The 13,287-nt window shown below is 60.8% G+C and carries 10 protein-coding genes; 4 read left to right on the top strand and 6 right to left on the bottom strand.

The window, feature by feature from the left end; translation table 11 throughout:
* The first annotated feature begins 181 nt into the window (after window positions 1-181).
* Complete coding sequence (locus V7M64_RS01355; RefSeq protein ID WP_333676482.1) at window positions 182-517, top strand: hypothetical protein; 336 nt, start codon at window positions 182-184, stop codon at window positions 515-517.
* A gap of 143 nt (window positions 518-660) precedes the next feature.
* Here the strand turns inward: V7M64_RS01355 and V7M64_RS01350 are convergent, their stop codons facing one another.
* Window positions 661-1,011 carry a DUF3147 family protein gene (locus V7M64_RS01350; protein WP_333676481.1) on the bottom strand — a complete coding sequence of 117 codons (351 nt, stop codon included), beginning with the start codon at window positions 1,009-1,011 and terminating at the stop codon, window positions 661-663.
* A 257-nt stretch (window positions 1,012-1,268) separates the two neighbouring features.
* On the opposite strand from V7M64_RS01350, the gene V7M64_RS01345 reads away from it, so the two are divergent.
* Window positions 1,269-3,026 carry an aspartyl protease family protein gene (locus tag V7M64_RS01345; protein WP_333676480.1) on the top strand — a complete coding sequence of 586 codons (1,758 nt, stop codon included), beginning with the start codon at window positions 1,269-1,271 and terminating at the stop codon, window positions 3,024-3,026.
* 323 nt (window positions 3,027-3,349) lie between these two features.
* Window positions 3,350-4,501 carry a serine hydrolase domain-containing protein gene (locus tag V7M64_RS01340; RefSeq protein WP_333676479.1) on the top strand — a complete coding sequence of 384 codons (1,152 nt, stop codon included), beginning with the start codon at window positions 3,350-3,352 and terminating at the stop codon, window positions 4,499-4,501.
* Between the two features lie 80 nt (window positions 4,502-4,581).
* On the opposite strand, the gene V7M64_RS01335 is transcribed toward V7M64_RS01340, so the two are convergent.
* The 5 genes from V7M64_RS01335 to V7M64_RS01315 all read right to left on the bottom strand — a co-directional run bounded on the left by V7M64_RS01335 (window position 4,582) and on the right by V7M64_RS01315 (window position 9,854).
* Window positions 4,582-4,665 (bottom strand): hypothetical protein, encoded by an 84-nt coding sequence (locus V7M64_RS01335; protein ID WP_333676700.1) that lies wholly within the window; start codon window positions 4,663-4,665, stop codon window positions 4,582-4,584.
* Between the two features lie 109 nt (window positions 4,666-4,774).
* Window positions 4,775-4,963 (bottom strand): hypothetical protein, encoded by a 189-nt coding sequence (locus V7M64_RS01330; protein WP_333676477.1) that lies wholly within the window; start codon window positions 4,961-4,963, stop codon window positions 4,775-4,777.
* Between the two features lie 271 nt (window positions 4,964-5,234).
* Complete coding sequence (locus tag V7M64_RS01325; RefSeq protein ID WP_333676476.1) at window positions 5,235-7,559, bottom strand: FdhF/YdeP family oxidoreductase; 2,325 nt, start codon at window positions 7,557-7,559, stop codon at window positions 5,235-5,237.
* Window positions 7,560-7,773: 214 nt separating this feature from the next.
* Entirely contained in the window at window positions 7,774-9,174 is a 1,401-nt protein-coding gene (locus tag V7M64_RS01320) for a heavy metal sensor histidine kinase (protein ID WP_333676475.1), read from the bottom strand.
* Window positions 9,174-9,854, bottom strand: a complete 681-nt coding sequence (locus tag V7M64_RS01315; protein ID WP_333676474.1) for a heavy metal response regulator transcription factor — start codon at window positions 9,852-9,854, stop codon at window positions 9,174-9,176. The genes V7M64_RS01320 and V7M64_RS01315 overlap by 1 nt, the downstream gene beginning before the upstream one ends.
* Window positions 9,855-10,082: 228 nt before the next feature.
* Between V7M64_RS01315 and V7M64_RS01310 the strand changes: the two genes are divergently transcribed.
* A complete protein-coding gene (locus V7M64_RS01310; RefSeq protein ID WP_333676473.1) occupies window positions 10,083-13,286 on the top strand; it encodes an efflux RND transporter permease subunit in 3,204 nt (1,067 codons plus the stop codon).
* The last annotated feature ends 1 nt before the right edge of the window (window position 13,287 follow it).

Below are 13,287 nucleotides of genomic sequence, written 5' to 3'. Positions count from 1 at the left end.
GCGAACCTGTGAGCGGCCAGCAAGCATGGATCTAAAGAAACACGGATGTGGGTTTTCCGTCGAATTGGCGTCAAGGAAATGTATGCGTGGCCATGGCTGCCATAAAGGACGTTACCTGTAGGTTCGAGCGGGTGCATACTCCAGTTGCTGTTCTCATTAACCACGCTCTGGGGAGAAGATCATGAAAAACACGCTTGCCAAAATCCTGCTGCCGACGCTGGGTGCGCTTGCCTTGAGCGGTGCCGTGCTTGCGCAAGACAGCATGCCTAGCAGTGCTTCATCCAGCATGGGCTCGATGGGCAGCATGCACGACCACATGTCCGGCATGAAGGGCATGCATCACATGATGGGCATGCACGCCATGCCTGCCACGGTGACATCGGTCGACACCAAGACCGGCATCGTCGAAGTCGATTCCGCCGGCATGAACCTGAAGGTGCATTTTCCGCCGTCGTCCGTGGCGGATTTGAAAGCAGGGGACAAGATCACCTTGCATATGGGTTTTAGCAAACCGTGAGAGTCATCGGTGCCAGGTTTGAAATCCCAGCTTTGCTGGGATTTCATTTCTCTAAGAGATTCGCTCATGTGCCGGCGTGGGCTGGGATGAAATCCAAGCTTGTTCGTCATTCCTGATGCCGGGATTTGATCCCAGCCTACGTGCTACAGCAGCTTGATGCCAAAGGGACGCACCGCCATTGCAAACAACGCGAACGACACGATGGTGATCAAGGCGCTGAACCCAAGCGCCGGCCAGAAGCCAAAACGGATGAACAAGCGCGGAAAGGCAAGGAACATGGGCGGTGTGGGCACCACGTACCAAAATGTATACCAGGCATGGTTGGTGATTTTATCGACGGGCTGTTTGTCGATATAGAGCCACGTCAGCGCCAGCAGCGTTACCAGGGGAAGCGATGCAATCAGCGCGCCAAGACGATCGCTGCGCTTGGCGACTTCCGATACGACAACGACCACGGCGGCGGTGATCAGGTATTTGGTGATGAGCCAAGGCATGGACGTCCCTTCGGCGATGATGGCGCTGCAGGCGATTAGAGCATAAGGTCGTGTGGGACAAGCAGGCTGGGATGAAATCCCAGCACCCTTAAGGCAACACTGAAATAAGTATCGCCTTAGGCATGTCACCAAGCCTAGGCGTGGCTCAACAAGACTGGGGGTGAATCCTGCCGAGCCGTTGATGTGGGAACATGCTACACGCAGGCACTCGACGGCCAAGCCCGCATTCTGCGAGCATGGCGCGACTGGGGGCACTGATGATCAAGATATTGCGTTTCTGCTGCGTAGGCATCGGCATTTTATTCGCAAGCCATGCGTGGGCCGAAGGCTGTCACTTGGGACGGTACGGTACCTTGCCGGTGGAAGTGATCGGCCAGCGCGCCACCACCATGGTGAAGATCAATGGAAGCGACACACGCTTTCTGCTCGATACCGGCGCTTTCTTCAACATCATGTCGAAGGCCAATGCGTCGGCGTTGGGGCTGAGGTCGCGGTCGCTGCCGTTTGATTTTCGCATTTACGGCATTGGCGGTGGTGCGAATGCCGACTTTACCGAGGTCAAGGAATTCGGAGTGCTCGATACGACGCTGCACAACATCGATTTCATTGTCGGCGGCACGGATATGGGCAACGGATTGCTGGGCGCCAACCTGCTCGACATGGCCGATCTGGAACTCGACCTGGCCCACGGCAAGTTGACCTTGTTCGAAGTGGATCATTGCAAGAAGGCGTCGCTGGCCTATTGGTCCAAGGATGGCAATTACAACGTCGCCGATCTCGAATCGTCCAGCAGCCAGCTTGACCGGCGTACGTTTGTCAGCGTGACGATAAACGGCAAGCATGTGCGCGCGTTGCTCGATTCCGGCGCGCCGGCCACCTTGCTGACGCGACGCGCCGCGGAACGGGTCGGGCTTGATCTCAATGCGCCCGGCGTCAAGGCCGGGCATCGCACCTTCGGCATTGGTGCCAAGTCGGTCAAGACGTGGATGGTGCCCGTCGACGCGTTCTCGGTGGGCACGGAAACCATCCACAACAGCCAGGTACTGGTGATCGACGACGACATGGGCGGCCGTGACACCGACATGCTGCTTGGCCTGGATTTCATCCTCGCCCATCACATGTTCATCGCCAACAGCGAAAAGAAAGCGTTTTTCACTTACAACGGCGGCCGTGTGTTCGCCCTCGCCGCCGCGCCTGGCGACGGCGACAACGCAAGCCCCGCCGCGGACAGTACGCTCAAAACCGCCAGCGACTACGCGCTGCGCGGCGATGCCGACTTGTCGCGCGGCGAGCCAAAAGCCGCCATCGCCGACCTGGACGAAGCGATCCGCATGGCGCCCGATCAAGCGGCTTATTACTTGGCCCGCGCCAGAGCCCACATAGCGAACAAGCAGCCGGACGATGCATTCGCCGATCTGGACAAGTCACTCAGCCTGGATCCGAAAAACGCCGATGCCTTGTTGCTGCGTGCCGAGGGTCGCCTGCGGCACAAAAACCGCGAAGGAGCAGCCGCGGACGTCAAGGCGGCCAGCGCCTTGGCACCCGCCGGATCAGCGCAGGCGCGCTTGATTGCCAGCCTGTATATCCAGCTCGATCAACCCGACGCGGCACTGCCCTTGCTCGATGATTGGATTAACCTGCACCGCAGCGATGCCTTGCTTGGCTCGGCGCTCAACGAGCGCTGCTGGGCGCGTGGATTGAGCAACCAGATGCTCGACGATGCCTTGAAGGATTGCCATAAGGCGATCAAGCGGGACGGCGAAAACGCCGCGTACCTCGACAGTCTTGGCCTGGTGGAATTGCGGCTGGGACATTATCCCGAATCGATCAAAGCCTACGAGCAGGCCGTCGCCCAAAACCCGCGTTCCGCCTGGTCGCGCTATGGCCTTGGCCTGGCCAAAATCCACAGCGGCCAGGTCGATGCGGGCAAGGCGGACCTGGTCGCCGCACGCGCGCTCAGCCCGGAGATCGAGGCACGTGCAACGAAATATGGCTTGACCACGGCAGGGCAGTAGGACAGCGCGTTGTCCGTGCACCGTCCGGACAACGTGGACAACTGTCCGCGGACAGCGCGGAGAAAACGGTCCCATTTCCGCAAATGGCGCTACCACGCGGCTTTCCGGGCATCGGTGAGTTTGGCATCGGCTATGCATTGCTTAGCGCCAAAGCCTCAATCACAGATCGGATGGAGAACCGCCATGAAATTCGAAACCTTGATGCTCAACAGCTTCTTCGCCGCTTGCGTAGCGATTTGTGTATCCACGCTGGCCGCGATGCTGGTGTAAGCCAAAGCCACGGCGGGATGGTTACTGGCTAGCAATGTTTTGAAGGAACATCGATGTCTCAACGGATTCGGCAACACAAGTGGTGGCGTGGTTGCGCCTTGGCACTGATCGGTTTGCCCGCCATGGTTTCCGCACATGGCGCCAATGCAGAAATACCCAGCGACAACCCGCACCGATCGGCATTGGACATTGCCGTCGACAGCGCCGCCAAGGATTACTTTCGCCATCGCTGCCATGTTGGCGTTTCGATGGCGGTAGTGAAGGGCAGCCATATCTACTTCTACGATTACGGCAGCACGTCGGCGCGTAAGGCCGTGCTACCGACGCCGAAAAGTATTTACGAGCTGGCATCGGTCACCAAGACGTTTACTGCAACCCTCGCGGCGCAAGCGGTGGTCGATGGCCGCATGAGCCTGGATGGCGATTTTCGCCATGATTTGCCCGGCGACTACAGCAATCTCGCTTGGAACGGCCAGCCAATAACCTTGCGCACGCTGCTTACGCATCGCTCCGGCATGCCGCGCGACATTCCCGATACGGATGCGCTCTTTGCGCATAAGGATGCGCCTGATTTCGCGGCGCGCATGGTCGCGCTCAACAAGGGCTTCGGCCGCGAGCAATTCCTTGCCGCCCTGCACGGCACCAGGCTGCGCAGCGCGCCTGGCGAGCGGCAGGTCTATTCGAATGCCGGTTTCCTGGTGATCGGGCTGGGCCTGGAAAAGGTCTATGGCAAGACGATCGATGCGTTATTGCATCAAGCCATCACGCAACCGTTGGGCATGACATCCACCGGCCTGGCACTCGATGAGAGTGAACAGCCGCGCCTTATCCAAGGTTACGACCGTTACGGCCATCCTGCGCCATACCATCCGCAAAATGCGGGCGCCGCATGGGGCTTGTACGCTTCCACCGAAGACATGGCGAAATACGTCCGCTGGCAACTGAACGACGGTGATCCCGTTATCCATTTATCGCATCAGGTGTTGACCGGTAGCGTGGACGATGGTGAAGCCATGGCATGGAACGTGGGTAATGACCACGGTCAACCCATTATCTGGCACGGCGGCGGTAGCTTTGGCATGTCCAGCCAGGTGGTGCTCTATCCAAAGCAGCACGAAGGTTTTGTGCTGCTGGCCAACGATACGTGCGCAGGCACCGAAAGTGCGTTGAAGGCCATGGCCGAGGCGGTTGAAACAGGTAAGTAGGTTGCGATGATTCCAGCAGATTGGAGTGATTCAACCTGCGAGAGCAGCTAAAACATGCTCCGGGTCGTTCTTGATCGCTTTTACTGTAAAAGTGCCTTGGCAGGCCCCGTCGGAGCGCGGCGACCTTGCTCCCAATTCCGGAGCGTACTCACCTCGACTTGCATCAACATTGCAAACTTGGGTTGAGACAACCCAATCTTGGCGCGCAACGCCTTAATGTCATCGGGGCCCATGTTGAATTCACGCGCGGGTGATCGTTCACCTCGCGTGATTTCACCGACTGCCGCCACGCTTTCCCTTGCCTCGTCCCATCCATCGGATCTTCCGAAGGCCACCTGCTCCTTGAATGACTTTCCCTGCTTTAGGGTTTTCCACCAAATAATCCAAGAATTCGGAGTATTCGTCGTCCGTCATATGTTCTTTGACGAGCGCAATGAATATATGCGTCTCGACGATCACCATCGGATCGGATACATCCTCTTTAGCGTGGAAGCACGCTTAGTGCGTCAACGGCGTATGCGTCAATGACGTATGGCTTGGTGCGTGATGTTGGCGGCTGATTCGTAGCCGACGCGGCTGTGTTGGTTTGCATCGGACCAAGTGCGCAACTGGGATGGCGCAGCGTAACCCAATATCTTTGCGTCAATTCGTTACGCTTCGTTAACCCAACCTACGTGTTGATTCCCGCTCGATGGAGCAAGCGATTCGCGCAGTACGCGTTGTCGGGATTTCGTCATGCATCCACCGGCAGCGCCTTCACGCGCGACCGGCGCAATGACACCGGTACCGATTTATACGTCGGCGTGCCCGATTCGGGATCGAAGCTGTCGAGGCCGACCAGGCAGTTGCCTTCCGGGTAATAGATCGCCACGGTGCCGGCGGCGATGGGGTAGGCCACCGCGACAAAGCCGCGCACGGCACGCGCATTGCCGTGGCTGTCGGCGGCGTGAGGGCCGACCACTTCCACGTCGATGCGGTCGCCGTGTTGCAATCCGCTGGCTTTCAAGTCATCCGCGTTGACGAACACCACGTCGCGCCGGCCGGTGATGCCGCGGTAGCGGTCGTTCAAGCTGTAGATGGTGGTGTTGTACTGGTCGTGCGAGCGGATGGTGGTGAGCTTCAGGTGCTTGGCGGGAAGGGCGGGGTCTTCGTCCAGGCCGCGTGCTACCAACAGATGCGCCTTGCCGTCCAGCGTCGCCCACTTTCGTTCGGAGGCGGCAATGTAGAGCCGGAAGCCGCCGGGTTGGCGAATGCGTTCGTTGTAGTCGAGGAAATCGGGATACACGATGGCGATCTTTTCGCGAATGCGATCGTAGTTGGCTACCAGCGCATCCCATTCGACGCGCGTATTCGGCAGCGTGGCCTTGGCGATATGCGCGACGATCCACGGTTCTGAGCGCAGGTGTTCAGAAGCCGGCGCCAGCTCGCCCGCGGAGGCGTGCACCATGGACATGGAATCTTCCACCGTGATGGATTGCGGGCCTTCGGCCTGGATGTCCAATTCCGTGCGGCCCAGGCAGGGCAGGATGATGGATTGCTTGCCGATAAGCAGATGCGAGCGGTTGAGCTTGGTGGTGATGTGTACCGCCAGGTCAAGGTTGCGCAACGCGGCGAAGGTGGCTTCCGGATCGGACATGGCCACGGCGAGATTGCCGCCCAGGCTGATCAGCACTTTCGATTGGCCGTCCCGGATCGCCTGGATGGCGCGCACGGCATCGTGCCCATGTTCTTTCGGCACGGTGAAGCCGAAGGCGCGCTGGATGCCGGCAATCAGCGCATCGTTGGGTTTTTCGGTGATGCCGACGGTGCGATTGCCCTGCACGTTGGAGTGGCCGCGCAACGGGCAGATGCCAGCGCCTTCGCGGCCGATGTTCCCGCGCAACAGCAACAGGTTGGCAATTTGCTGCACGTTTTCCGTGCCATGCGCGTGCTGGGTGATGCCCATGCCATAGCACACGATGACACGCTTGGCCTGTGCGTAGACCTTGGCGATCGCCTCGATCTCCTCGCGCGACAGCCCGCACTTGGCGACGATGGCATCCCATGAGGTGCCATCGATATCGGCCCGCAGCGCATCGATGCCGGTGGTGTGTTCACGAAGGAATTCGTGGTCGAGCACACCGGCCACGCCTTTGCCGATGGCGTTGCGGTCTTCATCGAACAGCCACTTCATCATGCCTTTCAGCATGGCCAGGTCGCCGCCCGACTTGATCTGGTAATAGGTGGAAGCGATCGGCGTGGACATGCCGGCGACCATTTCCACCGGATCTTGCGGCGAGGTGAAGCGTTCCAGTCCGCGTTCGGGCAACGGGTTGACCGCAATGATCGGTACGCCGCGCTTGGCGACCTCGCGCAAGGTGGCGAGCATGCGCGGATGGTTGGTGCCGGGGTTGTGGCCGATGCAGAACAGCGCGTCGCAATGGTCGAAGTCATCCAGTGTCACCGTGCCTTTGCCCACGCCGATGGACTGCGGCAGGCCTACGCTGGTGGCTTCGTGGCACATGTTTGAACAATCGGGGAAATTGTTCGCGCCGTACTCGCGCACGAAAATCTGATACAGGAACGCGGCTTCGTTGGAGGCGCGGCCGGAGGTATAGAACTCCGCCATGCGTGGATCGGGCAAGGCGCGCAGCGCTGCGCCGATGCGTTCCATCGCCTCGCTCCATGCCATGGCGACGTAGGTGTCGGTGCTGGCGTCGTACGCCATCGGGTGCGTAATGCGGCCCAGGCTTTCCAACGCGTAGTCGCTTAAGTTCCATAGCGAGGTCACCGTATTGGCGGCGAAGAACTCCGGCCGCACGCGTTTGGCCGTCGCTTCCCATGAAACTGCCTTGGCACCGTTCTCGCAGAACTCGAACGAGCTGGTGTGCTTGGGATCGGGCCACGCGCAACCGGGACAATCGAAGCCCGCGGGTTTGTTCACGCGGCGCAGCGCGGCGGTTTCGCGGCCGATCGCCATCTGCCCGCCAATGGCTTTGGCGACGGCGCGCAATGCACCCCAGCCACCGGCTGGTCCGTCGTAGGTGCTTACGCCTGGGATCTTGGTTTTGCTGGCCATGGTGGGTGTCTCGGGTGGTCGGAGCGGGTCTTTGCGTAGGGTGAGGTGCGAACCCCAGCATTGTGATACATGACGTTGCAAACCATGTCATGCGATTACCCTAATGGTCGTCATTCCCGCGAAAGCGGGAATCCATTTGCTCTCATGCAACAGGCAAGATGGATTCCCGCTCTCGCGGGAATGACGGCCATGAGGAACTGAGGAACGTGAATGTTCATGGGGATCTACCTTGCGGCGGTGGAAAATGCAGCGTAAAACACGTGACGTTTGCATGACTCCACACCGACACCGACCCGCCATGCAATTCCATGATGCTTTTCACGATCGACAGCCCCAAGCCGGTAGACGTCGCCGAATCACTGCGTGAGCGGTCCACGCGATAGAAGCGGTCAAACAGCTTGTCCAGGTGCTCCGGTTCAATCCCCTTGCCAGGGTTCTCCACGCTGACGTCCACACCTTGCTCGGTATGCATGGCACGCAGGTGAATGGCATCCCCGGCGGGCGTATAGCGCAGCGCGTTGGAAAGGAGGTTGCTGACGGCGCGGCGAAACAAATCACGATCAGCATGCACGCACGCCGAGGCATCCACCTCGATCGTCACACCCGCCTCGGCCGAAAGTCCTTCGAAGTAGTCGGCAATGCGCAGCAGTTCCAGTTCCGTATCCAGTTCCAGGCGTTGCATCGCAAATTGCGGGCTTTCCGCACGCGCCAGGAACAGCACGCTTTCGATGGTGCGGCTGACGCGGTCGCATTCTTCGATATTGGAACCGAGCAGCGCCTCGTATTCGTCCAGGGAGCGGCGCCGGTTCAAGGCGACTTCGTTGGCGCCGCGCAGATTGCCGATGGGCGTGCGCAAGTCGTGTGCCAAGTCCACCGTGAATTGCCATACGCGCGCAAAACCTTGTTCCAAGCGTGCGAGCATGTCGTTCAACGACGCGGCCAACGCGAGCAATTCGGTCGGCGCGTCCTCCAGCGGCATGCGCGTGCTCAGGCGCTGCGCGGTGATGGCCGAAGCGCTTTCCGCCATCGCCCTGAGCGGACGCAGCGCACGGCGCACCAGCAGATAGCTCAGCAGGACCGCAACCAGCAAGCCCGCCAGCAAGGAAAGCCATACGTCGTCGCGATACTTGTCCAGCAAGGCGGTGCGGTCTGCCAGCGAACGCGCCACGGCAATGGTCACCGAATCGCCATTTTTCAGCGTGGCGGCCGTCGCGACGCCGCGTATCTCGTTGCCGTCATGGTCTTTCCACGATTGGATGCTTTCCGGCACGATGCGCTGGTTTTCCGGGACGACCGGCTGGGCAGGCAGCTCGTAGCGCAAGGGAATGTGATCGATCAGCATGCGGCCGCCACGATCGACAACGCGCAGGCCGTTGGCATTGTCGCCCAGCACCAAGGCGATCAACCGGTCCTTGTGCGCGGCAAGATCATCGGCCGATTGCAACTCTTCGGCCAGCCTGCGCAGGTGCCGCGCATCCAGCATGATGTTGGTCTGGTCATGGATATAGACGCGCCGCGAAACCACTTTGAACAACAGCAGGCCCACCACGCTGAAACAGGCCACGGTGATCACCACGAACGTGATGGTGAGCCGCGCGGTGAGTGACAGGCGCATTACTCACCCTCGTGTTCGAGATCGAGCACGTAGCCCATGCCGCGCACGGTGTGGATCAGCTTTATGTCGAAGCCTTCGTCGATCTTCGTGCGCAGCCGGCGGATGGCCACTTCCACCACGTTGGTGTCGCTGTCGAAATTCATGTCCCACACGTAGGAAGCGATTTGCGTGCGGCTCAGTACTTCGCCGCGGCGGCGCGCCAGCAATTGCAGCAACGAGAATTCGCGCGGCGTAAGTTCGATACGCTGGCCACCGCGCCGCACGCGCCGGCGGATGGCATCGATTTCCAGGTCGCCGATGTGCACGTGTTCCACGTCGCGGGGCGGGCCGCGGCGGAGCAGGGTGCGGATGCGCGCCAGCAGTTCGACGAAGGCGAATGGCTTGACCAGGTAATCGTCGGCGCCCAGTTCCAGGCCGCGAACGCGCTCTTCCAGTTCGTCCATCGCGGTGAGGAACAGCACGGGCGTGTCGCGCTTGGCGCGCAGGCGCTTCAGTACCTCCCAGCCGTCCATGCCCGGCAGCATGATGTCGAGCACGATCAATCCATAGTCTTCTTCCAGCGCGTTATGCAGGCCATCGATGCCATTGGTGGCGATGTCGACAGTGAAGCCGGATTCCTCGAGACCCTTCTTCAGGTACTCGCCGGCCTTCTTTTCGTCTTCGACTACGAGCAGGCGCATGGGGGTTCTCGCCCTTGGGGTAAGCAGATCATAGTCGTATGCCTGGCCGCCTGCGATTACAAAATTGTCAGTTGCGCAAATGCCCGCGTAATTTCCATGGGGGGCGAAGGCCGCATCGCCCCCGATTACAAAATCGTCAGGTCCTTGTCAGTACCCGGCAAGCACCCGACGCCTAGCCTCTGAACCATCTTCCGTTCAAAGGCCGGTTGGCCCGGCAAGGGGCTCGATATGTGGATCGTTCACCTGGCGCTGCGCCGGCCGTACACCTTCGTCGTGCTGGCGTTGCTGCTCTTCATCATCGGCCCGCTGATGATCCTGCGCACGCCCACGGATATTTTCCCGAACATCAATATCCCGGTGCTGAGCATCGTCTGGACCTACAACGGCTTTTCCGCCGATGACATGGCCAACCGCATCACGACGCCGTTCGAGCGCGCGCTCACCTCCGACGTGGACAACATCGAGCACGTGGAATCGCAGACCGTCAACGGCACGGCGGTGGTCAAAGTGTATTTCCACCAGGGTGCGGATATTAACCGTGCGATCGCCGAGGCGGTATCCAGCGCGCAATCGATCATTCGCGTGCTGCCGCCGGGCACGTTGCCGCCGCTGGTGATCTCCTATAACGCGTCCACAGTACCGATCCTGCAGCTGGCGCTATCCAGCAAAACACTGTCCGAGCAGCAGCTGTACGACCTGGGCAACAACTTCATCCGCACGCAGCTGGCCACGGTGCAGGGTGCGGCGGTGCCGCTGCCGTTCGGCGGCAAGGTGCGGCAGGTGGTGGTAGATCTCAATGCGCAGGCGATGCAGGCACGTGGCCTGTCGCCGCTGGATGTGGTCAACGCGGTCAATGCGCAAAACCTGATCCTGCCCGGCGGCACGGCCAAAATCGGTACGCGGGAATACAACGTCAACATGAACGGCAGCCCGGCCACGGTGGCCGAGTTGAACGACATGCCGGTCAAGGCGACGCAAGGCGGCGTGATCTACCTGCGCGACGTGGCGAACGTGCGCGACGGCTATGCGCCGCAAACCAATATCGTGCGCGTGAACGGCACGCGCTCGGCCCTGCTGCAGGTGGAAAAGAGCGGTGACGCCTCGACGCTGGACATCATCCAGAACGTCAAGAACTTGCTGCCGAAAATCGCCGCCGGTTTGCCGAAGGCGCTGCAAATCAAGCCGGTATCCGATCAATCGATTTTCGTCAGCTCCGCCGTGGCCGGCGTGGTGCGCGAGGGCGTGATCGCCGCGGGGCTTACCGCGATCATGATCCTGCTGTTCCTCGGCAGCTGGCGTTCCACACTGATCATCGCCATCACCATCCCGCTGGCCGTGATCACCTCGCTGATCGTGCTGTCGGCGCTGGGGCAGACGATCAACATCATGACGCTGGGCGGCCTGGCGTTGGCGGTCGGTATTCTGGTTGACGACGCCACGGTGGCGATCGAAGCGATCAGCCATCATCGCGACTCGGGCAAAGCGCTGATGCAGGCGATTATCGACGCCTCCGCACAGATTGCCTTGCCGACGCTGGTGTCGACGCTTTCCATCTGCATCGTGTTCCTGCCGATGTTCCTGCTGTCGGGCGTGGCGCGCTATCTGTTCGTGCCGTTGGCCGAAGCGGTGGTGTTCGCGATGCTGGCGTCGTACGTGTTTTCGCGCACGCTGATTCCCACGCTGGCGATGTACATGCTCAAGCACGAGAAGCGCGCTGGCCAGGAAGGAGCAGGGCGGTTCCGGGCGCTGCGCCGTTTCCAGCAACGTTTCGAGCACGGCTTTGATGCCTTGCATGGCCAATACAAGCACGCGCTGCAGATGGCTATCGCGCATCCGAAGCGTGTTGCGGTGATCTTCGCGGTTGCCTGCGGCGCATCGCTGCTGTTGCTGCCGGTGCTCGGCCGCGATTTCTTTCCCTCCTCCGACACCGGCGAAATCCGCCTGCACCTGCGTGCGCAGACCGGCACGCGCATCGAACAGACCGCGCGCCTGGTGGATCAGGTGGAGCAGCGCATCCGTACGATGATTCCGGCCTCCGAGCTGGACACGGTGATCGACAACATCGGCTTGCCGGTCAGCGGCATCAACATGACGTACGACTCCTCGCTGCCGGTGGGTTCGTCCGACGCGGACATCCTGGTCAGCCTGAAGGCCGATCACAAACCTACCGCGCAATACGAAACGCTGTTGCGCGACCGCCTCAACCAGGCATTTCCCGGCATCACGTTCTCGTTCCTGCCGGCGGATATCATCAGCCAGACATTGGATTTCGGCCTGCCATCGCCGATCGACGTGCAGGTCGTCGGCAAGGATGCCGAAGGTAATCGCCAGGTGGCGGAAAACCTGCTGCGCTCCTTGCGCAACGTGCCCGGGCTGGTCGATCCGCGCATCCAGCAGCCGAATGATGCGCCGTCGATCAATGTGAACGTCGATCGCGTCGAGGCACTGGAAGCCGGCTTCCAGCAGCGCACGATTGCACAGGACCTGTTGATTGCGCTCTCGGGCAGCTCGCAGACCTCGCCGAATTTCTGGTTGAATCCCAAGAACGGCGTGAGCTATCCACTGCTGACCGAGTCGCCGCAATACACCATCGATTCGTTGCAGGCACTGGGCAATATTCCGCTGAGCGTCACCACCGGTAACAACCCTCAGGGTGTGCCGCCGATCCTCGGTTCGCTCAGCAGCGTGTCGCGTACTTCGCAGGATGCGGTGGTGTCGCACTACAACGTGCAGCCGGTGATCGACGTCTTTGCCGGCGTGCAGGGGCGCGACCTGGGTGCCGTGTCGACCGACGTGCAGAAGCTGGTGAAACAGGCCGAAACGCAATTGCCGGCCGGTTCCAGCATTGTCGTGCGTGGCGTGGTGCAGACCATGCAGTCCTCGTTCCAAGGCTTGCTGTTCGGGCTGCTGTTTGCGGTGCTGCTGGTGTACGCGCTGATGGTGGTGAATTTCCAATCGTGGGTGGACCCGCTGGTGATCATCAGCGGCCTGCCGGGTGCGTTGGCGGGCATCACGTGGATGTTGTACGTGACGCACACCACGATCAGCGTGCCGGCCTTGACAGGCGCGATCATGTGCGTGGGCATCGCCACTGCCAATAGTATCCTGGTGGTGAGTTTCGCGCGCGAACGCCTGGCGGCTGGCGCAACGCCGATCGAAGCGGCGTTCGATGCCGGGGGCACGCGTTTCCGCCCCGTACTGATGACCGCATTGGCGATGCTGATCGGCATGCTGCCCATGGCGCTGGGCCTGGGCGATGGCGGCGAGCAGAACGCGCCGCTGGGCCGTGCCGTGATCGGCGGCCTGATGTTCGGCACCGTTGCCACGCTGGTGTTCGTGCCGACGTTGTTCGCCGCCGTGCATCAGTGGCTGCGTGCACACGCGGGTACCTCGGAAGACGAATCCTCCTCCTTGCCTTATCCCTCGGTCTGAC

Origin of the sequence: Dyella sp. (genome assembly GCF_036746095.1) — a bacterium.
Lineage (GTDB): Bacteria > Pseudomonadota > Gammaproteobacteria > Xanthomonadales > Rhodanobacteraceae > Dyella_B.
The sequence above is the reverse complement of the archived record's forward strand: the minus strand, read 5'-3'. Positions and strand labels throughout refer to the sequence as shown.